At 46.1% G+C, this 23,883-nt stretch carries 25 protein-coding genes; 11 read left to right on the forward strand and 14 right to left on the reverse strand.

Translation table 11 applies throughout. The features are described from left to right. Positions 1 to 74 precede the first annotated feature (74 nt). From ACXAD8_RS21360 to ACXAD8_RS21370, 3 genes are all read left to right on the forward strand, one after another. On the forward strand, positions 75 to 536 hold the full coding sequence (locus ACXAD8_RS21360) for a DUF3291 domain-containing protein (RefSeq protein ID WP_475232260.1): 462 nt from the start codon (positions 75 to 77) through the stop codon (positions 534 to 536). 4 nt (positions 537 to 540) lie between these two features. Next, the gene (trhA, locus tag ACXAD8_RS21365; protein ID WP_475232262.1) at positions 541 to 1,176 is read left to right on the forward strand and encodes a PAQR family membrane homeostasis protein TrhA; all 636 of its coding nucleotides are present in this window, start codon (positions 541 to 543) and stop codon (positions 1,174 to 1,176) included. Positions 1,177 to 1,503: 327 nt separating this feature from the next. Then, entirely contained in the window at positions 1,504 to 2,826 is a 1,323-nt protein-coding gene (locus ACXAD8_RS21370) for an IS5 family transposase (protein ID WP_475232264.1), read from the forward strand. A 114-nt stretch (positions 2,827 to 2,940) separates the two neighbouring features. Here the strand turns inward: ACXAD8_RS21370 and rpoS are convergent, their stop codons facing one another. The 10 genes from rpoS to ACXAD8_RS21420 all read right to left on the reverse strand — a co-directional run bounded on the left by rpoS (position 2,941) and on the right by ACXAD8_RS21420 (position 10,343). Then, positions 2,941 to 3,918, reverse strand: coding sequence for an RNA polymerase sigma factor RpoS (gene rpoS / locus ACXAD8_RS21375; protein ID WP_475232266.1), 978 nt, complete (start codon positions 3,916 to 3,918; stop codon positions 2,941 to 2,943). A gap of 73 nt (positions 3,919 to 3,991) precedes the next feature. Beyond that, on the reverse strand, positions 3,992 to 4,798 hold the full coding sequence (locus ACXAD8_RS21380; RefSeq protein WP_475232268.1) for a peptidoglycan DD-metalloendopeptidase family protein: 807 nt from the start codon (positions 4,796 to 4,798) through the stop codon (positions 3,992 to 3,994). A gap of 12 nt (positions 4,799 to 4,810) precedes the next feature. Then, positions 4,811 to 5,389 (reverse strand): YqaA family protein, encoded by a 579-nt coding sequence (locus ACXAD8_RS21385; RefSeq protein ID WP_475232270.1) that lies wholly within the window; start codon positions 5,387 to 5,389, stop codon positions 4,811 to 4,813. Continuing rightward, entirely contained in the window at positions 5,386 to 6,036 is a 651-nt protein-coding gene (locus ACXAD8_RS21390) for a protein-L-isoaspartate(D-aspartate) O-methyltransferase (RefSeq protein WP_475232272.1), read from the reverse strand. Before ACXAD8_RS21390 ends, ACXAD8_RS21385 begins: the two co-directional genes overlap by 4 nt. A gap of 2 nt (positions 6,037 to 6,038) precedes the next feature. Further along, a complete protein-coding gene (gene surE / locus ACXAD8_RS21395) occupies positions 6,039 to 6,785 on the reverse strand; it encodes a 5'/3'-nucleotidase SurE (RefSeq protein WP_475232274.1) in 747 nt (248 codons plus the stop codon). Positions 6,786 to 6,799: 14 nt separating this feature from the next. Next, on the reverse strand, positions 6,800 to 7,837 hold the full coding sequence (truD, locus tag ACXAD8_RS21400; protein WP_475233052.1) for a tRNA pseudouridine(13) synthase TruD: 1,038 nt from the start codon (positions 7,835 to 7,837) through the stop codon (positions 6,800 to 6,802). Between the two features lie 280 nt (positions 7,838 to 8,117). Continuing rightward, positions 8,118 to 8,597 (reverse strand): 2-C-methyl-D-erythritol 2,4-cyclodiphosphate synthase, encoded by a 480-nt coding sequence (ispF, locus tag ACXAD8_RS21405; RefSeq protein ID WP_475232276.1) that lies wholly within the window; start codon positions 8,595 to 8,597, stop codon positions 8,118 to 8,120. Next, on the reverse strand, positions 8,585 to 9,328 hold the full coding sequence (ispD, locus tag ACXAD8_RS21410) for a 2-C-methyl-D-erythritol 4-phosphate cytidylyltransferase (RefSeq protein ID WP_475232278.1): 744 nt from the start codon (positions 9,326 to 9,328) through the stop codon (positions 8,585 to 8,587). The genes ispF and ispD overlap by 13 nt, the downstream gene beginning before the upstream one ends. A gap of 38 nt (positions 9,329 to 9,366) precedes the next feature. Further along, the gene (gene ftsB / locus ACXAD8_RS21415; protein WP_229528511.1) at positions 9,367 to 9,645 is read right to left on the reverse strand and encodes a cell division protein FtsB; all 279 of its coding nucleotides are present in this window, start codon (positions 9,643 to 9,645) and stop codon (positions 9,367 to 9,369) included. A 62-nt stretch (positions 9,646 to 9,707) separates the two neighbouring features. Beyond that, complete coding sequence (locus ACXAD8_RS21420; protein ID WP_475232280.1) at positions 9,708 to 10,343, reverse strand: LysE family translocator; 636 nt, start codon at positions 10,341 to 10,343, stop codon at positions 9,708 to 9,710. 142 nt (positions 10,344 to 10,485) lie between these two features. Here ACXAD8_RS21420 and ACXAD8_RS21425 point away from each other — a divergent pair, with 142 nt between their 5' ends. Beyond that, complete coding sequence (locus ACXAD8_RS21425) at positions 10,486 to 11,577, forward strand: M28 family metallopeptidase (protein WP_475232281.1); 1,092 nt, start codon at positions 10,486 to 10,488, stop codon at positions 11,575 to 11,577. A 26-nt stretch (positions 11,578 to 11,603) separates the two neighbouring features. On the opposite strand, the gene ACXAD8_RS21430 is transcribed toward ACXAD8_RS21425, so the two are convergent. The 3 genes from ACXAD8_RS21430 to ACXAD8_RS21440 form a co-directional block, all read right to left on the reverse strand. Continuing rightward, positions 11,604 to 11,870 carry a CBU_0592 family membrane protein gene (locus ACXAD8_RS21430; RefSeq protein WP_475232282.1) on the reverse strand — a complete coding sequence of 89 codons (267 nt, stop codon included), beginning with the start codon at positions 11,868 to 11,870 and terminating at the stop codon, positions 11,604 to 11,606. Then, positions 11,870 to 12,277 carry an ACT domain-containing protein gene (locus ACXAD8_RS21435; RefSeq protein ID WP_475232283.1) on the reverse strand — a complete coding sequence of 136 codons (408 nt, stop codon included), beginning with the start codon at positions 12,275 to 12,277 and terminating at the stop codon, positions 11,870 to 11,872. Before ACXAD8_RS21435 ends, ACXAD8_RS21430 begins: the two co-directional genes overlap by 1 nt. A gap of 369 nt (positions 12,278 to 12,646) precedes the next feature. Further along, positions 12,647 to 13,273: a TIGR04211 family SH3 domain-containing protein gene (locus ACXAD8_RS21440; RefSeq protein ID WP_475232284.1), complete on the reverse strand. Its 627-nt coding sequence runs from the start codon at positions 13,271 to 13,273 to the stop codon at positions 12,647 to 12,649. Between the two features lie 266 nt (positions 13,274 to 13,539). On the opposite strand from ACXAD8_RS21440, the gene ACXAD8_RS21445 reads away from it, so the two are divergent. From ACXAD8_RS21445 to ACXAD8_RS21455, 3 genes are all read left to right on the forward strand, one after another. After that, entirely contained in the window at positions 13,540 to 16,176 is a 2,637-nt protein-coding gene (locus ACXAD8_RS21445; RefSeq protein ID WP_475232285.1) for a M14 family zinc carboxypeptidase, read from the forward strand. 148 nt (positions 16,177 to 16,324) lie between these two features. Continuing rightward, positions 16,325 to 17,821: a CYTH domain-containing protein gene (locus ACXAD8_RS21450; protein WP_475232286.1), complete on the forward strand. Its 1,497-nt coding sequence runs from the start codon at positions 16,325 to 16,327 to the stop codon at positions 17,819 to 17,821. A gap of 225 nt (positions 17,822 to 18,046) precedes the next feature. Beyond that, the gene (locus tag ACXAD8_RS21455) at positions 18,047 to 19,066 is read left to right on the forward strand and encodes a helix-turn-helix domain-containing protein (RefSeq protein ID WP_475232288.1); all 1,020 of its coding nucleotides are present in this window, start codon (positions 18,047 to 18,049) and stop codon (positions 19,064 to 19,066) included. Here the strand turns inward: ACXAD8_RS21455 and mutH are convergent. Continuing rightward, positions 19,063 to 19,752, reverse strand: a complete 690-nt coding sequence (gene mutH / locus ACXAD8_RS21460) for a DNA mismatch repair endonuclease MutH (RefSeq protein ID WP_475232290.1) — start codon at positions 19,750 to 19,752, stop codon at positions 19,063 to 19,065. The genes ACXAD8_RS21455 and mutH overlap by 4 nt on opposite strands. A gap of 126 nt (positions 19,753 to 19,878) precedes the next feature. On the opposite strand from mutH, the gene rppH reads away from it, so the two are divergent. From rppH to ACXAD8_RS21480, 4 genes are all read left to right on the forward strand, one after another. Further along, positions 19,879 to 20,400, forward strand: a complete 522-nt coding sequence (gene rppH / locus ACXAD8_RS21465) for an RNA pyrophosphohydrolase (protein WP_475232292.1) — start codon at positions 19,879 to 19,881, stop codon at positions 20,398 to 20,400. A 15-nt stretch (positions 20,401 to 20,415) separates the two neighbouring features. Then, the gene (ptsP, locus tag ACXAD8_RS21470) at positions 20,416 to 22,695 is read left to right on the forward strand and encodes a phosphoenolpyruvate--protein phosphotransferase (protein ID WP_475232294.1); all 2,280 of its coding nucleotides are present in this window, start codon (positions 20,416 to 20,418) and stop codon (positions 22,693 to 22,695) included. A gap of 90 nt (positions 22,696 to 22,785) precedes the next feature. Next, positions 22,786 to 23,568 carry a prolipoprotein diacylglyceryl transferase gene (gene lgt / locus ACXAD8_RS21475; protein ID WP_475232296.1) on the forward strand — a complete coding sequence of 261 codons (783 nt, stop codon included), beginning with the start codon at positions 22,786 to 22,788 and terminating at the stop codon, positions 23,566 to 23,568. A 7-nt stretch (positions 23,569 to 23,575) separates the two neighbouring features. Beyond that, the gene (locus tag ACXAD8_RS21480; protein WP_475232298.1) at positions 23,576 to 23,800 is read left to right on the forward strand and encodes a hypothetical protein; all 225 of its coding nucleotides are present in this window, start codon (positions 23,576 to 23,578) and stop codon (positions 23,798 to 23,800) included. Positions 23,801 to 23,883 lie beyond the last annotated feature (83 nt).

The raw sequence follows: 23,883 nt of genomic DNA on the forward strand, positions 1-23,883 counted from the left end.
TTTACAAAGATGGCGTATCAACTTAATTATAAAAAGGGTAAGGTAAAGCGCAAAAATATGTCAGGGTTTTCACTATGTCTCAGTTCCATTTAGCACAACTTAATATTGCCACGGCACTGGCCGATATGGATTCTCCAGTTATGAAAGATTTTGTTGATAATCTGGAGCGTATTAATCAACTGGGTGAGCAATCCCCAGGTTTTGTTTGGCGAATGAAAGATGACTCGGGAAATGCAACCGCTATTCCCGTCTATGATGACCCCAGAATCATCGCTAATTTAACCGTCTGGCAAGATCCAGAATCTCTGAAAAACTTTTTGTTTAAAACCGAACATGCGCAGTTTTTAAAACGCAAGAAAGAGTGGTTTGAACCAGTAAAAGAAGCTACCTATGTGCTTTGGTGGATACCTGCTGGCCATCAGCCAAGCTTATCCGAAGCGAAAGAAAAATTAGCCTGGTTGCGTCAGTATGGCGAATCTGCACAGGCATTTTCCTTTAAAAAGTTGTTTCCGGCCGACACTGAGAAACAGGATTAATTTTATGGTACAGGCTGAAAGCTATTCCCGTCGTGAAGAATTAATAAATATCTGGTCTCACTTTTTGGGATTCTTATTGGCCATTGTTGGCTTAGCTTTGCTACTGAAAAAAAGTTTATCTTTGGGCGTTATGGAATTGGTTTCTGTGACTATTTTTGGCAGCAGTATGATACTGCTTTTTCTGGCTTCGACACTGTATCACCGAGCTAGTACGCCTAATGCACGCGCAAGGTTGCGAGTGTTTGATCACTGTGCCATTTTTGTCTTTATCGCAGGTACTTATACCCCATTTGCCTTGTTGGTTTTAACGGGGGCAACGGGCTGGTGGATTTTTGGTGTCAGTTGGGGATTAGCGGTGACTGGCATTATTCTGAAGCTGTTTTTTACCGGGCGTTTTAAGTTGCTTTCCACCGGGGTTTATCTGTTTATGGGGTGGATCATTTTGTTTGCTGGTAAAACCTTATTCGCAAACTTGGCTGCTCCAGGTCTGTTTTGGCTTGCTGCTGGCGGCGTAGCTTATACGCTGGGGGCGGTTTTGTATTCCTTTAAAAGTCTGCCTTATACCCATGCTATTTTCCATATTATGGTGATGCTGGGAGGCGCTTGCCACTATTATTCTGTTTATGAATATGCGTTGTAGATTTATTATCAATCGAAGGATGGTGACTGGATATGGCAAAGTCGTCGGAATAAACTCCGACCTACAGAACCTTATCGGAATAAATTTCGGCCTACAGGATGGGATTTAACAACCGTTTCGGAATAAATCTCGGCCTACAGGATGGGATTTAACAACAGTGTCGGATTAAAATCCGACCTACAGGGTTGTCAAAATACGGTAATTCGTCAGCCGTTATAAAAACATATCTCATTGATATTTATAATTAATCTTCCTTAAAGCCTGGTCTACTTCGACCGAACCTGGTAAAATTAACATCAGTTTCTGGTCGAAACAGACTACGGTTTTATGATAAAAGACAGCCCCAAAACTTCACGACAAAGTGGCTTTTTTGACCTCATTTCTCAGCTCGACGAAAAACATCCACTATTGTTGCTCGCCGATGAAATTGACTGGGATTTTCTGAATGAAAAGTTATCCGTGTTTTACAGTGATAAAGGCCGCCCCGGGAAACCCATCCGGCTCATGTGTGGTCTGTTGATGTTGAAACAGATGTACAACCTCAGTGATGACAATACCATCGCTCAATGGATGATGAATCCTTATTACCAGGCGTTTTGTGGGGAAGTCGCTTTTCAGACTGAGCCACCCTGTTGCCGCACCGAAATCACGGCTTTCCGCCAGCGGATTGGAGAAGAGGGTATCAACGCCATTTTTGCTGTTTCTGTGGCATTACATCAACAGGATGTGGAAGAAGATAAAGTACTCGTCGATACCACGGTACAGGAAAAAGCCATCACTTATCCCACGGACACAAAACTCGCCATTAAGATCATCAATCGGCTCAATAAGCTGGCTAAAAAACACGGTGTAAAGCAACGCCGGACTTATGTGAAAGAAGTCAAAGAGTTACGTTTACAGTGTCGCCACTTTCGTCACCCCAAAGTACGGGGAAAAGCCAGAAGAGCCCTGAAACGTCTGCGCACTATCGCAGGAACACTACTCAGAGAATTGCAACGTAAATTGCCTGCACAACTCCTGTCAGAACAGAAGGATAACTTTGCTCTGTATGAAAAAGTGCTGGCACAACAACCCAAAGACAAAAACAAGATCTACAGCCTGCATGAGCCGGGGGTGTATTGTGTTGGCAAAGGTAAGGACCATAAACCATACGAATACGGCAGAAAAGCCTCCGTGGTATCCACTTTAGAAGGACAGGTCATCATCGGTGTGGCAAGTCATGACGAAAACATCCATGACAGCAAAACGCTGGAATCGGCTCTGAAACATGCCCGTCAACATCGGAAGAACCCGATAGCAATGGCAATAGCAGACAGAGGCTATCGCGGAGCACAGCAGTATGTTTGCGAAGAGGTTCTGCTTCCCAAACCGCCGCTAAAAAGAGACAACGCGTATCAGCGTCAGAAGAAACGAAAGTTGTGTCAGAAGAGAGCAGCGATAGAGCCGATTATAGGGCATCTGAAACAGGACTTTCGCCTTAGCCGCAACTGGTTAAGAGATAGTTTGGGCGATGCGATCAATCTGTTAATGTCAGCCAGTGCCTGGAATCTTCAAAAGCGGATGAAGGTGCTTTTTTTGGCTTTAATTTATGTCGCGATCAGAGCTGCTATCGCAGCTCTGTCACGATATCTCATCCGGAAAAAATATTGAGATAATTTGGTACGCTCGTTAGGTGTTTTTAAAGTCACAGGGTTCAGCAAAAAGTACTTTTATAACGTCTGACTAATTCGTCAGCCGGGCTCCTGGCCCGGCCAAACAAATTTCTCAGGACAGTTTGTTAAACAGTGATTCCAGACTTAGTCCTTGTTGTGACAGAATTTCACGTAAGCGGCGTAGCGCCTCTACCTGAATTTGTCTGACACGTTCACGGGTAAGTCCAATTTCAGCGCCAACGTCTTCCAGTGTCGAGGGTTCATAGCCCAGTAAACCGAAGCGTCTGGCTAGCACTTCTCTTTGTTTGGGATTAAGTTCACCCAGCCATTCAACGATGTTACAGCGGATATCATTATCCTGTACTTCGTCTTCCGGGCCGCTGCCACGTTCATCGGCGATTACGTCTAATAACGCCTTGTCGTTTTCACTGCCAATTGGGGTGTCGACAGATGTAATGCGCTCATTCAAACGCAGCATCTTAGCAACATCTTTGACAGGCTTTTGCAGCGCCTCTGCGATTTCCTCAGCAGTTGGCTCGTGATCCAGTTTTTGCGCCAACTCTCTGGCTGCGCGCAGATATACGTTGAGTTCTTTTACTACATGAATCGGCAAACGAATCGTTCTCGTTTGATTCATGATAGCTCTTTCAATGGTTTGGCGAATCCACCATGTAGCATAGGTTGAGAAGCGGAATCCTCGCTCCGGATCGAATTTTTCGACGGCACGGATAAGACCCAGATTACCCTCTTCAATAAGGTCTAAAAGTGCAAGGCCTCGATTGTTGTAGCGGCGAGCAATTTTAACGACCAGGCGCAGGTTACTTACGATCATGCGCTTTCTGGAGGCTTCGTCACCTTTAAGTGCGCGTCGCGCAAAATAAACTTCTTCTTCTGCGGTGAGTAGCGGGGAAAATCCTATTTCGCCCAAATAAAGTTGTGTAGCGTCAAGGTTCTTTTGAATATCTTCCTGGTTGGCAAGAATGTCTTCGAGTGCGTCACTTTGATCTATTTCCTCGACTTCCATCTCTGTAACATCATCATCCAGATTCTCTGAGGCAAGTTCAATGACTGAGGTACTATTATTGGCCATGAGTGAAATTCTCCTGTCATGGATTATCGTTTATACCCTTCCCACGTCATCTATTATTATTATTGTTCTTAAATCATCTTTTGGGTAAGTAACGTAGTGGGTCCACCGATTTGCCTTTGTATCTGATTTCAAAATGCAGAATCACCTGGCCGGTGTCGTCACTTCCCATTCGGGCTATTTGCTCTCCAGCTTTCACCCATTGTTGTTCCTTAACTAACAATACATCGTTGTGAGCATAAGCACTTAAGAAGGAGTCAGTATGCTTGATAATGATCAAGTTACCATACCCTCGCAACGCCTTGCCGGTATACACCACTTTACCGTCAGCCGCAGCCTTAATTATGGCTCCACGCTTATTGCTGATATCGATGCCTTTGTTTCCTACTTCGCTAAGTGAGAATTTGCCTACCAAGCTACCGCTTGTTGGCCAGACCCATTTGTTTACCTTCTGTGGAAACGCCTCGGGTCTTAACTTCTCCTTAACATAATGTCCACCATACGCCTGCTTTTTTGGGGGGTCAACTGGTTGATTTGCTTGCTTTTTTGAGGTCGGACCAGTTGTTGTGGAAGATTTTTTCTCTTGTCGCTTTTTTGACGCAACCAGGCTTAATTGCTGTCCAGGGTAGATGCTATAAGGCGCGGAGATGTTATTGATGTGAGCCAGCTCGCGAAAATCTTTGCCCGCCTGGAAGGCAATTGAGTAAAGGGTATCGCCTTTTTTGACTATATAATTTTTTGCTTTAAGGCTGCCCTTGTTTATAGCACTATAATCTTTATGGGTATTGAGTTTAACAACCGGGGCAGGATTACTGTTTGAGGCACAGCCTGACAGCCAGCCAAGGCAAAGTGAAAGGCAGAGGATCAAGTTATGACGAGACACTCTGCGACTCCTTTAACGCAACATAAAATAGGCTAAAACGGCGAGCAAAATAGTTGCCCATCCCAAGGTATCTATGTGCTGCCGTAATTTTTTCTCAAAAGGGGCGCCGCCCCAATACATTAAACCGGCAACCAGAAAGAAACGCGCACCACGTCCTATAGTGGATGCAATGATAAACGGAATAAAGGCCATGTGCATGGCACCGGCACTAATGGTAAACACCTTATAGGGGATCGGCGTGAATCCCGCCAAAAACACTACCCAGATGCCATATTCAGAAAACCATTGCATGGCGTGATCCAGTTTGGCCTGATAACCCCATTGCTCAACCAGAGGTTGAATCAATCCTTCGAACGCAAACCAGCCAAGGATAAAGCCCAATATGCCACCCAAAACTGAACCCACCGTAGTAACAAACGCATACCACCAGGCTTTGTCGGGGCGGGACAGGGACATAGGGGCCAGCATCACATCCGGTGGAATGGGGAAAAACACCGACTCTGCGAAGCTCATGCTACCTAAATACCACTGGGCGTTTTGATGTTTGGCCCAGTGCATAGTTTTGTCATAACAAAATTCGAAAATTTTCAAAGTAGCTCACCTGGTACTAACGGTACAAAACGCACATTTTCAACTACCTGTTCGGAAATGTTGTCACCGTCGCGACGGTAGACCTTAAGCTGCTGGTGGTCGGTTCCCAGTGGAATAATAAGCTGGCCACCCGGTGCCAGTTGATGTAACAGCGCCTGAGGTAATGAGCTGGCTGCAGCAGTTACCATGATGGCGTCATAGGGACCTTTGCTGGCCCATCCTTCCCAGCCATCGCCATGTTTCATTTTTATGTTGTGTAAATCCAGTTTTTGCATGCGGCGTTTCGCCTGAAACTGCAAGGATTTGATGCGTTCTACCGAGTACACTTCCTGAAACAACTGGGCCAGAATCGCGCACTGGTAACCCGAACCTGTACCAATTTCCAGAATTTTTTGCGCTGGAGTTGGCCCGCTTAATAGAATTTCGGTCATTTTCGCCACGATATAAGGCTGAGAGATAGTTTGTCCCTGACCTATAGGCAATGCGGTATTTTGATAAGCTTTGTGTTGCAACGCTTCTGGCAAAAACAGCTCCCTTGGGGTGCTTGCTATGGCCTTTAATACCATTGAATTGCGTATGCCGTCCTGAAACAGCAATTGTGCCAGGGTTTCTCCCCGGCGATTAAGAGTTCGTGTTGCCTGTACCATTCTTAGAGTTTTTCTATCCAGTTTTTCATATTGTCGAGGCTCTGGTAAGCCGTCATGTCTACACTGAGCGGTGTTACGGAGCAATAATTATTGGCTACCGCATAAAAATCTGTTCCTTCACCCGCATCCTGCTCCTGGCCTACTGCACCGTACCAGTATATTTCCCGACCAAAAGCATCCTTAGATTTAACCATGGATTCCGAGCGATGTCGTCTGCCCTGGCGTGTTACCTGAAGTCCTTTAAGCTCTGCATAAGGTACATCGGGCACATTGATGTTTAAAATCTGATCCGGTGGCAATGGGTGCTCTGCCAGATGATTAATAATTTGCAATACCACCAAAGCGGCAGTTTCGAAATGTTCACCATCCTTTTGCGCCAGCGATACTGCAATTGCCGGAAGCCCCATATAACGACCTTCCGTTGCTGCAGCCACAGTTCCGGAATAAATGACGTCATCACCGAGATTGGCACCGTGGTTGATGCCAGAGACCACTAATTGTGGATCTTCCTCTAAAAATTGATTTACTGCAAGGTGCACGCAGTCAGAAGGTGTACCATTGACCATGAAAAAACCGTTATCCATTTCCTGAATTCGCAACGGTTGTAACAGCGAAAGCGCATTGCTGGCGCCACTGCAGTTTCTGTCCGGGGCCACAACCACGCATTCGTGTTGTTGGCTAAGGTGTTCGTGCAGGACGCGCAGTCCCTTAGCAAAGACACTGTCATCGTTACTAAGTAATATTCTCATGGAGGCTCCGGTGATTAGTTTAGCTGAAGTAATTCTCTAATGACTGACGTCGCAAAACAACCCGAAGGCAGGGAAAAGTTGAGTCTTATTTCACCCTCTGATTGTTGGCAGGTTAATTGTTCCGGGAAAAGTAATAGCTTTCTTCTTTCCTGTTTTAAACCTAGCTGTGACAGGGTATGGCAAATTTCTGGATAGTCGTTTTGTAACTGAGTTTCCAAATCAAACATGACGTCGCCGGAAGGCAGATTACCCTGTCCCCATAAAGGTGCGGATAACTGGATGTCCCGGGTATTCAGACGCTGCTCAATTTGTTCATCGATAGTGTCAGCAAGAAAAAAGCTATTGCTGCCGGTTAAGCTAAATACATCGCCTTTTTGTGCTTGTGTGCTAAAAGTCTGTAAGCGGTCACTTACTGCCTGGTTGAACAACCATGAACGAAGCGCTGAAATAGCCATATTGCGCTTTTCTCGTTTGCGAATGGTTTGTCCCTTTAGTAGAAACTCTGCCAGTGCCAGGTTACCGGCGATACCTGCTGCGTTGATATTGCCAAATCGCTGAGGTCCGAAGTAATTAGGGACACCGTGTTTTTCGATTTTCGCCAGGCGTTCTTGCAAGTTTTCAGTTGCCTGAACATCGGTCAGGAGAATGCTGAACTCATTGTGGGACAAGTTGCCGGTTCTAAGCTTTTTGTGATGCCACTGACTTTGCAGCACCTCACAACCTTCGTAAGAAAAGGGGGATGGTGTTTCATTGTTTTGTTTCGGCAACCAGACACTAAACCATTGGGTGGTAACGGCGTGTTTGTCTTTGCGCCCGGCATAACCCACATCGCGCTCTTTGACCTTGTAAAAGTCAGCCAGTTGCTGAGCCAGATACCCGGTATTCAGACCGGTTTTTCGGATTTGCAGAAACAGATGCTCACCCTCATCTGATGGTGCAAAGGGCAATACCTCATTCACCTGAAAATGTGCGGGTTCCGCTTTTAAGGTGGCGCTGCCTGCTGGTTTACCGTGTAGATAGTGCCAATGATGGATGTTGGGGAAGTGATTCATTAATGCCACTATACCCAAATCACCTCAAGATGCTAGCTTTCAGCGTGAGATAAAAAACGTTTAGACAAATAAAAATGACGTAGGCATGGTTGCTCTCACGTCAAGTCATTTTAATGCAGTATAAACGTTTTTTAGCCACGCCCTTCGGTAGCAACACAGCACTTCCATTACTGTGTTGCATGTGTTTGAAAGGTAGCCTACATTCCTTCTCACATGCGCCTTGTACTGAAAGCGCTGTGATAGCTCTGAAACAGTATCTTGAGGTGATTTGGGTATATAGTTATTTGTTTTGGATTAAAAGGACAACAGCGTGACAGGCGATACCTTCTTTGCGCCCCGTGTAACCCAATTTTTCCGTGGTGGTGGCTTTGACGTTAATCTGACTGATGTCAGAGGATAAGTCGGCAGCAATATTTTGTCGGATAGCGTCAATGTGCGGGGCCATTTTGGGTGCCTGAGCAATGATGGTGCAGTCCAGGTTGTTAATCTGGTATCCCAAATTCTGCGCCTGTTGAAACACCGATTTTAACAGTTGCCTGCTGTCTGCGCCTTTGTAAGCGTCATCGGTGTCTGGAAAATGGTGCCCTATATCGCCCAGGGCTAAAGCCCCTAAAATTGCGTCACAGACTGCATGTAATAACACGTCACCGTCGGAGTGGGCCAGTAACCCTTGCTCATAGGGTATTTTTTCTCCACCGATAATGATGGGACCTTCACCACCAAATTTGTGGACATCAAAACCATGGCCTATTCTGAGCATTGTTCATCCTTTGTTTGTTGTTGCAGATAAAATTGTGCCAGCGCCAGATCGCCGGGGTGAGTAATTTTAATATTGTCCGGTGCACCGTCTATGAGATGCACCTCGGCACCGGTTGTTTCTATTGCTGAGGCTTCATCGGTTACCGCAATGTTATGTTGCTGACACCATCTGAGCGCTTCGATTAATTGTTGACGGGGAAAGAACTGGGGTGTCAGGGCTTGCCAGATCAATGCTCTTGGCAAACTTTCTTTGACTCTGACTGAGCCCTGTTCGCTGTTGTCTGCAGCGAGTTTGATAGTATCCGTCGCTCTTTTGGCCAGAATTCCCCCTGATGAGCCATCCGCCAGTGTCAGCAAACGGCTGATATCCTCATGTCGCACACAAGGTCTGGCGGCATCATGCACTAAAACCCAGTCATCTGTGCAGGCATTTAAGCCATTTAAAACCGAGTCGGAGCGCTCTTTGCCTCCGCTGACTCGTTGTATCCAGGGCATTTTACTGACTGCTAAATTGTGGAAATGTTGATCTTCTGGCCCCAGTACCAACAGGATTTTATTGATGTTGGGATGGCTGATCAGGCGCTCCAGAGTGTGCTCCAGCACAGAGCTCTCGCCCAGTGGCAAGTATTGTTTGGGAATCGACGCGCCCATGCGACTACCGACCCCCGCAGCAGGAACAACGGCAGTAAATTGCTGGGATGCGTTTAACGCAGAACTAGATATAGAAGACATGTAGTTTCGTTTTATATTGTGAGTGTCACTGCCGAGGATTAATCTGAGGGGAGTATCCGGTAAAAGGTTTCGCCGGGTTTGATTAGGCCCAGTTCGTTTCTGGCCCGTTCTTCAATAGACTCCAGACCCATTTTCAGATCCTGTATATCGGCTATCAGCAAGCTGTTTCGTTGGCGCAAATTCTGGTTGTGCAACAATTGTTCTGCCAGTTCTTGTTCCATGTTTAAATAGTCGGGAATACTGTGTTTGCCAAACCACAAACGGTATTGCAATGCCAACAGCAATACAAACAACAGCGTTGTAATGATTTTTCCCATTTTAACGGACTCGCAGAAACCTGCCTAAATGATAGCTAACCTGGATCTTCAGCGCAAAGAGTTTATTTTATCACTTCTTGTACGCCTATCCAGGTGCCTAGCCCCAATAGTAAAGAACCGGAGAAGCGGTCCTGATAACGTATAAATTTCGGGTGCTGTTTCATAAAGCGTCCCAGTTTGCCGGACAATGCCGCCACAAACAGGTCGCATAACAGCGCTATGATGGCATAGGTGCTGCCCAATAAAATAAATTGCAGAGTAACATTACCGTTTTCTGGTGATACAAACTGAGGTAAAAACGCTAAGAAAAACAGCGCAGTCTTAGGATTGGTTAATTCCACTATGATACTTTGATTGAAAATGCTCCACAGCGAGCGTTTGTCTACATTTGAGGCTTCAGTTGGTACAACGGGCTGCGCCTTCAGGTAGCTGATACCCAAATAAATCAGATAAATAGCGCCTGCAATCTTCAACAGGGTGTAGGCCAGAGGCGCGTAGGTAAACACTGCCGCCAGACCCAACGCTGATAACAGCACATAAATAAATGAACCCATTGCCATGCCGCTAGCAGCGGCTGCGCCACCAATAAATCCCTGATGAATGCTGCGGGCCATAATATAAAGATTAGAAGGGCCGGGGGAAATACTGAGTAAAAACGCCGCCAGACTAAAGGCCAGAAATGTTTCGAGAGAAATCATGCACAGCTCCGCAATTGAGTTATGCCAGCAGTTTATCCCGATTGCTAATGGGATGAAAGAGGAGCAGAGAAGACCTGCACATTTACTTTTTAAATCTTAGGGTTAAGCTTAATGCAATGTTTAAATCAAATGCGCACCCAACATGAATAAATTTACAAAAAGTTTAATAGCGACACTGGTTCCTCTGGCGATGGCCGGTTCTCTGTCTGTTTCAGCCAATACCCAAAGCGCGGTAATGCAATATCTGGAGGCGGTGACCTTGCCTGAAAACGGTATCGGAGCCAGAGAGGCTGGTACGGATGCAGAACAAAAAACCGCAGATTTTGTGTTTAAGACCTTTACTGAGATGGGGTATGAGCCCGTTGTTCACAAGTTTAGCCACCCGGTACTGAGCAAAAAGGGCACCTTTCTGAAATCCAGCAATATCATTGCTGACATCAAAGGCAGCTCAGAGAAAATGCTGGTACTGGGCGCACACTTTGATTCCACAGGCTCCAATAGAGGCTCGCAGGGCGCGATGGACAATGGTGCTGGATTGTCGGTTATGTTGGCGGTAGCCAAACATATCAGCCAGCAAGAAAAGCTACCGTTCAGTATTCGTTTTATCGCTTTTGGGGCTGAAGAAATTGGCAAAGTGGGTTCCAGGGCGTACCTGGAAAGCTTGCAGGAAACACCGCAGGAAATAGCAAATATAATCGGAATGGTTAACCTGGATACCGTAGCTGGTGGCGATTATCTTTATGTTCACAGCGCTCATACGACACCTTACAAGTGCGGGGGGGATAACAGTAAATACAATGCTGACACCACAATGAGAGAGGCAGTATTACAAGCCTCGATTGAACAGCTGGGAGACGAGGCCCACAAAATTCATCCAGAGTTTCCCGGTTATCCGGAAGGGGTCACCGGTGATTGGTCTGATCATGAGTCCTTCTCCTGTAACGGCATCCCGATTGCCTATATAGAAACTACCAACTTTCAGATCAATGGTAAGGATGGCTATGATGGTTATTCGCAATCCACGAATCCAGGCTTATGGGATTGCTTTGATGCTGAAAATGTCACTGCTTGCGATCGAGATGCTGAATCTCAGTGGGGGAGAATATGGCATTCTGGCAATGATCAGTTAAAACACCTGGAGTCAGTGTTTCCAGGGCGGGTACAAAAACAGTTGGAGGCCAATGTGAAAGTATTGAACGCCTTTTTCAGCAACGCGGATAAGTATTTCAAATAAGCACAATTCTCAATGCGGCCGGAGTCTTAGCCCGGACTCCGGTGATGCTTTTTCAGCGCCCGATACAATCCATATAAGCTAATCATTATCCAGGCTCCTTCTAATGCCATGGCGGCAAAATTGTCTGAACCCAATAGAGAAATCATTACCAGTGTGGCACCAATCAGGTTTAACAGCGCATAGTTAACCCCCTGACCATTCAGCCATCCTGATTGCAGGGCGAAATAGGCTCCTAACACCATGAATACGCCAATCATGCCCAAGATCTCAGTCCACATTATGCTTTGCCACATTATTGGTGCTCTATACTTAGCATTTGCAATGCCTTGAGTGCTCGTTCAGCATCTGCTTTAGGTACAAAAATATGATCGTGATGGAATGCCGCCACCACATTGGCACTGATATGATGCTCGGTGAGACGCTGACTAACGGCGGCGGTTAAACCGACGGCTTCCAGGCTGGAGTAAACCTCTAGCTCAATGCGACAAAATTGCTCAGCTTCTTTACAACCTAATTCTGCTGCGGCATCTGCCGGGGCGATCAGAGTAATACCTTCTTGTTCTTTAATAATGGCAAAACACTGATTTGTAACGTCCGGGGTCATTTGTGACTGTAGTACGCAGCAAAATACCCAACTGTCCGGGTGTAAAACCGGTGTCATATTTTTTAGTAGATCGGATAACTCGGTAATGGCTTTCATCAGGAATAACATTGATTTGCAATGACGCTATTGTGCCTCGCAGATTCAGTTTTTAATACAGAAAATATATTGAAATAGCTTTTCTTAATGGAAAATTACTGGGTAATTGGCAGAGCCAGATTTTGCAGGAGCAAAAATCGTTATTTCAAACGATGGTGGTCTGAATTTATTCAGGCACCGTTACCAAATTCAACCATCGCTGTTCGAATGAATTCGAACCTACCTTTGTAGGTCTGAATTTATTCAGACACCGCTACTAAATTCAACCATCGCTGTTCTAATGGCCGATTTTTGCTCCTGCAAAATCGGCATTCACTACATCCCTGTAGCTCAATTCAAACCTACAGCCATTCGTATAACCCTGTTAACCTAATAGCGATCGTAAAGTGCGTCAGAGCGCTTTTTGCGGCGCATTAGTAAAGTCAGCAATATACCTGCCAGAGCACCACTGCCAGCCACGATAGCACCGCGATAAAACATCTCTTTTTCGGCATCCGTGGTTTGCAGAGATATTTGCTGTTGCAGCTGATTTGCCAGTTGTATCTGTTCTTCCAGTTGGCGGTTAAGGTCGACTTTCTCTTGCTCAGCAGCGCGTAATACACTCTCAAGGCGCAGGATCTCATCTGATTGGGTTTGCAGTTGAGGTTGCGTGTCTTCCAGTTGTGCGGTGAGTTGCTGGATTTGTTGTCTTATTGACGTTTCGGCCACAAATTCTGTTTTAATCCAACCGGTTCTGTCTCGCTCGTCAACTATTTCACTAAAACCGGCTTCTTCGTCGGTGCTGAGTATAGTAACTGCACTACCGGCGGTAACCGAACCCAAGATGCGATAATTGGTGCCTGGACCCGAATGCATATAGATGAAGAGGTCATCGGAAACGAAGGCATTATTTGTTTCGACGTTGCTGGTGTCAGCACTACTCAGATCGTCGTTTTCCTGAGCGATGAGTGCGTGGGTATTAATTAAAAATAGAAGAAAAAATAATCGTTTTATCATGTGCTTACACCGCTTCCTGTGTGATACAGAAATATTAGGTTCTTGAAATAATATTGCAACCGTTTATCCATGCTTATTTGTGCTCAACCACAGGGTATTTTAAAAAATGTTAACTGGTTATCACTATGAACAATTAATTTCAAAAACATCGAGACCTGGTTGTCGGACAATTGAACAACGAATTGTGGGCACCATATAAGCATTTTAAAATTCTTCCAACAGTGCCATACTGGCCACATCTGACTTCATTATTCGTCTCAAAAACAATGCGTTATATTGTCTTTTTAGCTTCTATTTTATTGTGTCACAACTGGGCTGTGGCGGGACTTTGGCCAGGTGCTAACTATGATAAGGGGACACCCACCTTAGCTTCGCTATATGGCTATGAAACCGGTGAAAAGCTGAGCAATACGGCGCAAATTGAAGGCTACCTTAAAGCTTTGGCAGAAGCTCACCCAAACAATCTAAAGGTGTTGCCCTATGGCAAAAGTTGGCAAGGGAGAACACTTCATTATGCGGTGATAAGTTCGGCGGATAACCTGGCAAAACTGGATGAAATTCGCGCCAGTTACCGAAAATTTGCCGATCCCAGACAAACCGATAAACAGGCGATGCAGGCGCAGCTTGCGGCTCTTCCTGCTATCGTTTGGTTAGGCTATGGGGTACATGGCAACGAAGTCTCTTCTCCGGATGCAGCGCTTCAGGTGGCTTACCACTTGCTGGCCTCGGAAGAGGCCATGACCAGAGAGATTCTGGATAATGTTGTGTTGTTACTCGACCCTATTCAGAACCCTGACGGCCGGGAAAAGTTTATTCATCATTTTGAGAATAATACAGGCCCACAAGCCAATGGTCATGCGTTTGCCACTGAACGTCGGGAAGGTTGGAATACCGGCAGAACTAATCACTATTTATTCGATTTAAACCGTGACTGGGCGGCGGTTACACAACCGGAAACGCTGGGCAGGGTGAAGTTGCTATCTCAGTGGCTGCCGTTAATTGCAGTGGATTTACACGAATTTGGTACAGATTATACCTATTACTTTACCCCAGAAGCAGACCCCTTTAACCCCTATATCACCGACGTGCAAAAGCAAGGCCTGGAGATCATCGGCAAAAATAACGCTAAATATTTTGATCAACAGGGATGGCGCTATTTTACCCGAGAAATTTACGATGCGTTCTTCCCTGGGTATGGAGCTGGATGGCCGGTGTTTTATGGCGCGCTGGGCATGACCTATGAACAAGCCTCTCCCAGGGGATTAAAGGCCACCAATAAACTGGGCGAGACCTTTACTTATCGCGATGCGGTGGAACACCATTTTGTTGCTTCCGTGGCCACCCTTGAAACAGCGGCAAAACACCGGACGCTGTTTCTGCAGCGCTTTTGGGAATATCGGGATAGCGCAATTGATGAGGGCAAGTCTGGTGACGTGCGACAAATCATACTGAGCCGAACCGAGGATCCCTATAACGCAGATAAACTAGCCAGATTGCTGCAACTTCAGGGCATTGAAATTAATCAGGCGGAACAAAAGTTCAGAGCCTGCGGCAATAATTTTGCGCAAGGAGATTATGTGATTGATATGGCGCAGCCCAACTATCGCATGATCCGCAACTATCTGGATCAGCACATCCCGATGGAAAAAGACTTTATAGCATTGCAGGAAAATTTGCGAAGACAGCACAAAAGTCACGTATTGTATGATGTCACTGCCTGGTCGAAACGATTGACCCACAATGTCAATGTGCATTATTGCAACAAAGCGCCAGGCATTGCTGGTCAGATTTTGGAAACAAACAGCGAATTAAAACAGAGCGGTGAAGGCGAGTTGGCTTGGCTAATAGACTGGCAACACACCGGCAGTGCTCTGTTTTTGGTGCAGGCATTGCAAACGGGGATTGAAATCTGGAGTAGTGACAAGTCCTTTACGCAAAAAAGTCGCACTTTTCCTAAAGGATCACTGATTATCTATAAAAAACAGCTGTCTGAAGAAAATAGCGCACAACTTCTGGCGTTAGCTCGTGAGTATCAGGTGGAGTTGGTGAGCACTGATACCGGCTGGGTAGATCAGGGAGTTAACTTTGGTAGCCAGCACGTGGTAAAGATGAAAGCACCGAATATTGCTTTGCTATGGGATAGTCCGACTTCTTCTTATCTGGCAGGTGCAACTCGTTATGTTTTCGAGCGACAACTGAACCAACCAGTGAATGTGATTGCTGCCAAATATCTCAACAGCGTAAACCTATTTGAGTTTGATGCTTTGATTCTACCGGGTGGCGGCGACTATTCCTCATACCTGTCTAAAAGTGGTACGGAAAAACTAAAAACCTGGTTGCGTCAGGGGGGCGTTATTGTTGCGCTGGATAGTGCCATTGAATTTTTAACAGAAAACCAGTTGAGCGCGTTACAGGTGGAAGAAAACCTGATTGACGCGCGAAAGGCGTCACAGCAGTCGGGATCTCTGGTGATAACCGACGCCAATCAGTATGAGTCGTTGCAGGTGGATCCGCAGCGTTCGATGGAATACTCACCGGGTAACATACTCAAGGTACAGCCCAACACTGAGCACTGGATGATGGCTGGTATCACCAGACCGGTATATAGCTTTGCGTCCGGCAATGTTACCTATCAACCACTGAACCGGGGGCAGGGCGTAAATGTGGCGCATTTTGCCGATGCTGATTCGGTATTGGCCAGTGGCTATTTGTGGCAAGATTACAATCAGCAACTGGCTTACAAGCCCTTTTTGACTCTGGAAGATTTCGGTAAGGGTATGGTAATTAGTATGCCTGAAAGCCCGACATTCAGAGGACAGCAACCCGGATTACACATGTTGTGGGTAAATGCCATCTGGCGCAGTGTCGCCCACACCCGAGCCAATATTCGCAATGGTAAATGAGTGGGCAATATTAAAGGGCCGCCGGCGCATTAAATTTTATGAGTAATTTAAACTCACTTCGGTTATATTAACGATTATAACAACGAGCCTTCTCCTGTGGATTAGGTTCGTTTTTTCTTATGACAAGTAATGGTGATTTTTCTTTTCGATGGACAGTGAAATAGAGCTGAAATTGCTGGTTGCTGCTGATGCAGAAAGTAAAATCCGCAAGCAATTTCTACCAGAGCTGAAAGCTGAGTTTGAACACGAATCGGTTCAGTTGTTTAACTCCTATTATGATACGCCTGAACAACTATTGCGGCAGCATGGCATGGGGCTCAGAGTACGCGGTAACAATGGCGAATACGAGCAAACCATCAAAAGCAGAGATGCGTCGGTGGGTGGCTTGCACAAACGTGCCGAATACAATGTCTCCTTGCCCTCAAATCAACTGGATATCACACTTTTTCCCGAAGAAGTCTGGCCCGAGTCACTCAACGCCGAAGACTTAAAATTCCGCCTAAGCTCATTGTTTAGTACTCATTTCCGAAGAGAACAGTACCTGATCAAAACCAGCAGTGATGCTGAGGTGGAAATGGTATTTGATTCAGGTGAAATCGAAACCGATAAATATCACACGCCGGTTTGTGAAGTGGAGTTAGAGCTTAAAAAAGGTACGCCCGATGCCTTGTTTGAGTTAGCCAGAGCACTGCTGGATGCAGTGCCGTTTCGTTTGGGCTATAAAAGTAAGGCCCAGCGGGGATATGAACTGTTTCTGGGTGAAGATATCGAGCTCGGAACCAGGAAACCGGAATTTCCGATCGTCAAACACACCAGTCTGCAAGATGCGTTTGTCACTTTGATGTCAGTGTTAGTGGAGTTTTGGCAGCGCCACGAACAGCGATATGTCGAGCTTGGCAAAGTACGAGACATCGTTGAGTTAGTTGCCATCATGAAGCTGATGAAGCGCAATCTGAAGTTGTTTGAAAAACAGCTGAGCTGCCCTGAGTTTGCCTCTTTATCCAAACAGCTTAAAAACCAATTGCGCGAATGGCAATGGGTGGACGAACTGGCTGACATCAAAGAGCTGTTGTCTAAAAAGGGTTTTTACCGCAAGAAATTGCAGAAGCACGATGCTGTATTACAGCATCTTCAAGCTCGACAGGTTGAGTTGCTGGAAACCCACGAACCCTTAAAACTGCTGCAACAAAAAGGTTATATTCTGTTGCAGTTAAATATCCTTGAGATGCTGACCCATAAGCCCTGGACCAGTGATCCCAGTTGGCAAGAAGAATCCATCAACCGCTTTGCCAAAATCGCCATCCGTGACGAACTGAAGAGTATATTTGAACAATTTCAGTTTAAATCGAAAGAATCGGTTGATGCTTATTTAGAGCATATTCCTGCTCTGCAGCGAGTGGTTCAGATCCAAAAGTTGCTGGGCAATGCGGTTGGCAGTCGCACCGGACAAAGTCTGGAAACCTGGACAGACTTGTTGGACGGCGCTGAAGAGCTTAAGGTATTGCACACCCTGGAGGGCAATTTGCGGAAATTATCTTCCGAAGGTGATGACAATCTGGTGCAGTGGTGCGTGGCCAAACAGGATAGCTTATTTGAAGTAATGGAGCTAAGTCGTGAGGCTGCACTTGTGGCTCAAAGTGAATAAGTTCAAGTATTTTAAGGTTTTTCCGATAACCTGGTTACAGTCAAACCAGACCTTTATACATCAATAAATGATTCTCCGCGGTGATTTGTGGTGTAAATTACCCCGCAGCATAAAAAGAGTGATTAAAACAGCACCATGCTTAGCTTAGGATTTATACTCTGGCTCATTCCTCTCGTTCTTATCTGGGTAAGATACGATGTGATGCCCCATGCGTCTCAGGTATTAATGGCAATCCTTATTTTGCCATTGGTGATGCTGGACGAAGTATTGCGTTTTTCCGGTTTACTGGCCGAATTTCCGTTTTTAATTGGACTGTTTCAGTTTACGCCAGTGTTACTGGCATCCCAGGTATATCTGGCGATGCATAGGATGCTGATAGAGAAGCCCATCCGCAATAAATGGTTTCATCAGGGCATCGCTGCCTTGTTTTTCTGTGCTGAGATTCCTTTTTTGCTGTTTTCTGATACCGCCAAAATAGCCCTGTTTAGCAATCCTCCTATCGGTAATATTGCCGATAACTGGCCATTTTACGTGTTCTACATGCTGAGCAATTTCGCCGTGCTTATCTATGCTCTGAAAATTGATGACATGGTAAAAGACTATGAATTTCATTTGTCTGATCAGGTGGTTGATATTACCCATTACGAATTACCGCCATCCATGAAAATGTTTACCGGACTGGTGACTATCTCCTTCGGAGCCATCTTATTGGTTATTGTTACTGCGCTGGAGTTGGTGCAGTTTAGCTACTGGCAGGGCATCATCTCATTACTTCATTTTGGGATTTTCTATGTAATCATTCTTTTGATGTTACAACGTCGTCGCTTCTCTCCATGTCCGATTGACTCGGAAGACCTGGAAGATCGCAGTTACAGCGAAGAAGAGATGCGCATGATTTTGGCCAAAGCGGAGCGCGCTATTATCCGCAATAAGTTGTACAAAAGTATTGGCCTGCGGCTGCGCACCTTAGCCGATTTGGCAGAAATTGAACCTAAGCAATTGGCAGTGTCGACGCGCTCCATGCTCAACCGTAACTTTCGTGCCTACATGTACCACTACCGTCTGGAATACGCGAAAAAGATCATTCTTCGTTCCGATATTAAAATTTCAGCCATTGCCAGACGCCTCGGCTTTACCTCGGAAAAAGTATTGAGTGATATGTTTGTTAAATATGTGCAAAACATGGCCTCTGATGAAGGCTTGTCTCAGGAAGAACACGACAGGTTATTGCAGCGTAAAGGTTAGGCGAAAAACCTGTCCACTATCGTCTGGGTAAATTGTTTACGCAAATAAAACCCTCTGGGTCGGGTTTGGATGGCATGACCTTCCTGACCGATGGCCTCAGTTACGACACTACCATTGGCGGCTTTGGGCCGCAGTTGCAATATTTCGCCGTGTCGGGCGCTAAGCGAATCAATATTGCCCAGCGTAATGTTTTCCATATGTTCTTCCCAGTCCTGACGTAACAGCGCTTCCTCATCTGCATCCGGTTGCCACAAAAAGCCCGTGCCCACCATGCGGTTTGCTGGTGAAATCGACCGTTCGCCCACAATCGGTAGCCACAGCACCTGTCGCAATTTATTGCGAACATTGCAACTTTGCCAGTTAAGCCCCTGATTGCCGGTTAAATGGGCATAACATACATAGGTGGTTTCCAGCACTTTGCCCTGGTTGTTTATCGGTAATGTTTTAAGCTCAATACCTAACGAAACAAAGTCTTGTTCCGGTTTTGAGCCTGCATCTGCGCCCAGCCATAACTCGATTAGTTGTCCCGTCCAGCCCTTTTCTTTTTTGAAATCTTGCGGTATCGCAATTTGGGCGGCAGTAGCCAGCTCTCCCAGAGTCAGGCCTGCAATGGCGGCGACTCTGTCCATCAGTTGTGTTGTAGATTCAGGCGGCTTCGTGGGCGGGCGCAAGAGAGGAGTTGTCATAGTTAGTTACGCAATAGCTTTGTGGATTAATGGTTATTTAGGCTCAGGTGAGATTTAGGCACTAGGCAATTATGACACTTTGTGGAAGAATGGGGAATATAACAATATTTGTGCCCGGGAGTCTAAGTGATTGACACAGAAGGATTCCGCGCAAATGTGGGCATAGTGATTTGTAATCGCAACGGTCAGGTATTTTGGGCCAGAAGATTTGGGCAGCATTCCTGGCAATTTCCACAAGGCGGGATCGATCAAGGCGAATCGGCTGAAGAAGCCATGTTCAGAGAATTACACGAGGAGGTAGGTCTTAATCCACAGCAAGTTAAAATTTTAAGAGTCACCAAAAACTGGATCCGTTACCGGTTACCCAAACGCCTGATTCGGCAAGATTCGAATCCGGTTTGTATCGGTCAAAAACAAAAGTGGTTTTTATTGCAATTAACTTGTGCTGATGAAGATGTAAATCTATTGCATTCCGGTCATCCGGAGTTTGATGACTGGCGTTGGGTAAGCTATTGGTACCCTATTCGTAATGTGGTGTCGTTTAAACGCGATGTATATCGAAAAGTGATGAAGGAGTTTGTGCCTGTGGCGATGAACCTGAACAAATCTGCTTTTGATAACAAGCGTAAAAAACGACGACGTCGTTAACGGAAGCCATCATTTATGCTGAGCACGCTTAGGCAGATCGTTGAAGAAATTGGCCATATTCCGGTACTGGAAGAGGCTCTGCAACGCGTCAGTGAATTGTTAAAAGAAGCAATGCGGGTAGACTGTTGTACAATCTACCTGGCTGATAGCGAAAACCAATGTTTTGTTTTAGTCGCCACTGAGGGCTTGGCTAAAGAAGCTATTGGGGTAACGCGTATTGGTTTTTCTGAGGGAATTGTTGGTTGGATTGGTCAACGGGAAGAACCAATTAATATCGCAGATGCCCAATCTCATCCCAGATTTAAACATTATCCGGATGTTAAAGAAGAGTCCTATCACGCCTTTTTAGGCACGCCTATTATTCACCAACGCAAAGTGTTAGGAGTGATTTCGGTCCAACAGAAGTCCCGACGTCGCTTTGCCGAAGAAGAAGAATCTCTGCTTATTACGCTGGCCGCACAAATGGCGCTGGAAGTGGCTAATGCCGAAGCTCGTGGCGCGGTTAAGCTGTCCGGTAGTGATGGCATTCAGTTGTGGCAAAAGGCCTTATATGGCCGTCCTGGGTCATCCGGACTGGCTGTGGGGACAGGCTTCCAGCCCAACAAAAAGGCCAGATTGTCAGATTATATCGCTGCCAGAAGTTCTAAATTGGAAGAAGAGGTCTCCCGCTATCGACGCGCAGTTAAACGCACGAAAGCAGATATCCGAAAACTCACCAGTCAGGTAGCTCAGAATGTCCCCAAGGATGTCGCTAATATTTTTCAAACCTACGATTTCCTGCTGGATGCTGCGAGCCTGGGCAAAGAAGTTGAAGAGAAAATCCGCTCCGGTTGGAATGCCGCTACCTCACTAAAACAGGTGGTGGGAAATTACGCCCGTCAGTTTTCTCAGATGCAAGACAGTTATATGCAGGAGCGGGCGGTGGATGTAGTGGATCTGGGGGATCGCGTTTTTGGCCACCTGGTGAATGATAAACGCAAGGCGGCTCAAATACCCTCCAAAGCAATTTTGGTGGCGGAAGAAATAACCGCCACTATGCTGGCAGAAATTCCGGCTAAAAAGCTCAAAGGCATTATTGCCATGCGTGGCTCGGTAAACTCTCATGCCGCAATTTTAGCCAGGGCCATGGGGATCCCCGCAGTACTGGGGGTTACGGAGCTGCATGTCAGTCATTTGGCTGGCAAAGAGCTGTTGTTAGATGGTTATTCCGGCGAAATTACCGTTGCCCCTGAAATGCAAAAACGAATCAGTTTTGAGGCCCTCATTCAGGAAGAGAGAGAGCTAAACAAACTGGTATCAGCGGAACTGGGGCAAGATGCTGTAACCCTGGATGGTCAGCATATTGGACTTTATCTGAACGTCGGTTTGTCTCAGGAACTGGAAGAAAAGTTCAGTGATGATGCTGACGGGGTGGGGCTTTATCGGACCGAAATTCCTTTCATGTCACATGATCGTTTTCCTGGCGAAGAAGAACAGCGCGTTTTGTATCGCGCCTTGTTGCAGAAATACCACAAGCGCGCAGTAACCATGCGCACCCTGGATGTTGGCGGAGATAAACCCTTGCCTTATTTTCCATTCCAGGAAGAGAATCCTTTCCTGGGCTGGCGTGGCATCCGCATGACCTTAGATCATCCAGAGATATTTTTGGTGCAGGTGCGGGCCATGATTAAGGCCAGTGCCGGACTACACAACTTACAGATCATGTTGCCCATGATCACCTCCGTCGAAGAAGTTAAAGAGGCTAAACGGCTGATAAGACAAGCATTTTATGAGGTGCGGGAAGAGGCCAATCGGGAAGGGGAAGAAGTACATAAACCCAGAGTTGGGGTAATGCTGGAGGTGCCTTCTGTATTGTGGCAACTGGAAGAGCTTGCCTCTTTGGTGGATTTTTTCTCAGTGGGCAGCAATGACTTAACCCAATACCTGTTGGCTGTAGACAGAAATAATCCCAGAGTCTCTGAGCTGTATCAAAGCTATCACCCGTCAGTGCTCAGGGCGTTGCATCATATCGCTCAGGTAACCAAACGCCTGGATGTCCCTGTTACCGTTTGTGGTGAACTGGCTGCTGAGCCTGCTGGTGTCATGCTGTTGGTGGCTATGGGGTACAATAAATTGAGTATCAATGGTTACAGTATGGCCAGAGTTAAGTGGGTGATCCGACGCCAGAGTCAGGAAAAAATGCAGGCGATACTGCAAAAAGCGCTGTCCATGTCTGAAGCGACAGAGATCAAAGATTTTCTGAACATGGAATTAGAGTACCTTGGGCTGGGTGGCCTGGTGCGCGCGGGCAAATAAGTTACATAATATTTTGTAGCTATTACAAAAATCTCACCTTCCTGCTACCATGCGGCCTTCTTATCAGAACACTTACTTAAACTAGTCTTTATGTCAGATAATTTTATTACGTTTCCCGCAATTGACCCGGTGATTTTTAGTATTGGACCACTGAGTCTAAGATGGTATGGCCTGATGTACCTGATTGGGTTTGTGGCAGCTTTTATTTTGGCGAACAAGCGCCTGCATCGCACTAACTGGAGTAAAGAAGAGCTCAGCGACATGCTGTTTTATGGCTTTTTAGGTGTGATTCTGGGGGGGCGCATTGGTTATGTGTTCTTTTATCAGTTTGATATGTTCTTGGCAGACCCGTTATACCTCTTTAAGATCTGGACCGGCGGCATGTCTTTCCACGGTGGTCTGTTAGGTGTCGTTGCTGCTCTCTATTGGTTTGCTCGCAGAAAACAAACTTCGTTGTTTTACGTCGGTGATTTTGTTGCGCCATTAGTGCCAATTGGTCTTGGGGCAGGAAGAATTGGCAATTTTATCAATGCCGAGTTGTGGGGCAGAACCACAGATGTTCCCTGGGGCGTTGTATTCCCCAATGCAGGTCCCTTACCCAGACACCCATCGCAATTGTACGAGTTCTTTTTAGAAGGTCTGGTACTGTTCCTGATACTGTGGATTTACTCTAAAAAACAACGCCCGGTTGGCGCTGTTGGTGGTTTGTTTTTAATTGGTTATGGTGCATTCCGCTTTATCGTCGAGTATTTCCGCGAGCCAGATGCTCATTTGGGCTTGTATGGCGGAATTATTTCGCAGGGCCAGGTGTTGTCATTACCCATGGTGATTATCGGCGTTTTCCTGATGGTTCGCGCTTACAAAAAGCAATAATCAGGTCATGGAATTTAGAAAAGCCAACCCTGAAGATTTACCACGGCTGGAAGCGCTGGAGCAAGCCGTGGTAGATGCAGAACGCCCTTTTAACTCTGAGATCAAACCGCAAGGTGCTCGATACTACGATTTGCCCGAACTCATCAGCAGCCCTGATTGTTATTTGCTGGTGGCAGAAGCGCAGGGCGATATAGTGGCTACAGGTAATACCCAAATCACCTCAAGATGCTAGCTTTCAGCGTGAGATAAAAAACGTTTAGACAAGTAAAAATGACGTAGGCATGGTTGCTCTCACGTCAAGTCATTTTAATGCAG

Source organism: Planctobacterium sp. AWH2_060, from assembly GCF_056158425.1.

What these genes read in the sequence shown, in the direction of transcription:
- ACXAD8_RS21370 (WP_475232264.1), top strand. Translation starts at nt 1,504, where the DNA reads ATGATAAAAGACAGCCCCAAAACTTCACGACAAAGTGGCTTTTTTGAC.
- ispF (WP_475232276.1), bottom strand. Translation starts at nt 8,597, where the DNA reads ATGCTCAGAATAGGCCATGGTTTTGATGTCCACAAATTTGGTGGTGAA.
- ptsP (WP_475232294.1), top strand. Translation starts at nt 20,416, where the DNA reads ATGCTGAGCACGCTTAGGCAGATCGTTGAAGAAATTGGCCATATTCCG.
- ACXAD8_RS21430 (WP_475232282.1), bottom strand. Translation starts at nt 11,870, where the DNA reads ATGTGGCAAAGCATAATGTGGACTGAGATCTTGGGCATGATTGGCGTA.
- surE (WP_475232274.1), bottom strand. Translation starts at nt 6,785, where the DNA reads ATGAGAATATTACTTAGTAACGATGACAGTGTCTTTGCTAAGGGACTG.
- trhA (WP_475232262.1), top strand. Translation starts at nt 541, where the DNA reads ATGGTACAGGCTGAAAGCTATTCCCGTCGTGAAGAATTAATAAATATC.
- ACXAD8_RS21440 (WP_475232284.1), bottom strand. Translation starts at nt 13,273, where the DNA reads ATGATAAAACGATTATTTTTTCTTCTATTTTTAATTAATACCCACGCA.
- ACXAD8_RS21480 (WP_475232298.1), top strand. Translation starts at nt 23,576, where the DNA reads ATGGAATTTAGAAAAGCCAACCCTGAAGATTTACCACGGCTGGAAGCG.
- ACXAD8_RS21420 (WP_475232280.1), bottom strand. Translation starts at nt 10,343, where the DNA reads ATGATTTCTCTCGAAACATTTCTGGCCTTTAGTCTGGCGGCGTTTTTA.
- ACXAD8_RS21390 (WP_475232272.1), bottom strand. Translation starts at nt 6,036, where the DNA reads ATGGTACAGGCAACACGAACTCTTAATCGCCGGGGAGAAACCCTGGCA.
- rpoS (WP_475232266.1), bottom strand. Translation starts at nt 3,918, where the DNA reads ATGGCCAATAATAGTACCTCAGTCATTGAACTTGCCTCAGAGAATCTG.
- ACXAD8_RS21445 (WP_475232285.1), top strand. Translation starts at nt 13,540, where the DNA reads ATGCGTTATATTGTCTTTTTAGCTTCTATTTTATTGTGTCACAACTGG.
- ACXAD8_RS21435 (WP_475232283.1), bottom strand. Translation starts at nt 12,277, where the DNA reads ATGAAAGCCATTACCGAGTTATCCGATCTACTAAAAAATATGACACCG.
- ACXAD8_RS21455 (WP_475232288.1), top strand. Translation starts at nt 18,047, where the DNA reads ATGGCAATCCTTATTTTGCCATTGGTGATGCTGGACGAAGTATTGCGT.
- truD (WP_475233052.1), bottom strand. Translation starts at nt 7,837, where the DNA reads ATGAATCACTTCCCCAACATCCATCATTGGCACTATCTACACGGTAAA.
- ACXAD8_RS21360 (WP_475232260.1), top strand. Translation starts at nt 75, where the DNA reads ATGTCTCAGTTCCATTTAGCACAACTTAATATTGCCACGGCACTGGCC.
- ACXAD8_RS21425 (WP_475232281.1), top strand. Translation starts at nt 10,486, where the DNA reads ATGAATAAATTTACAAAAAGTTTAATAGCGACACTGGTTCCTCTGGCG.
- ftsB (WP_229528511.1), bottom strand. Translation starts at nt 9,645, where the DNA reads ATGGGAAAAATCATTACAACGCTGTTGTTTGTATTGCTGTTGGCATTG.
- ispD (WP_475232278.1), bottom strand. Translation starts at nt 9,328, where the DNA reads ATGTCTTCTATATCTAGTTCTGCGTTAAACGCATCCCAGCAATTTACT.
- mutH (WP_475232290.1), bottom strand. Translation starts at nt 19,752, where the DNA reads ATGACAACTCCTCTCTTGCGCCCGCCCACGAAGCCGCCTGAATCTACA.
- ACXAD8_RS21450 (WP_475232286.1), top strand. Translation starts at nt 16,325, where the DNA reads ATGGACAGTGAAATAGAGCTGAAATTGCTGGTTGCTGCTGATGCAGAA.
- lgt (WP_475232296.1), top strand. Translation starts at nt 22,786, where the DNA reads ATGTCAGATAATTTTATTACGTTTCCCGCAATTGACCCGGTGATTTTT.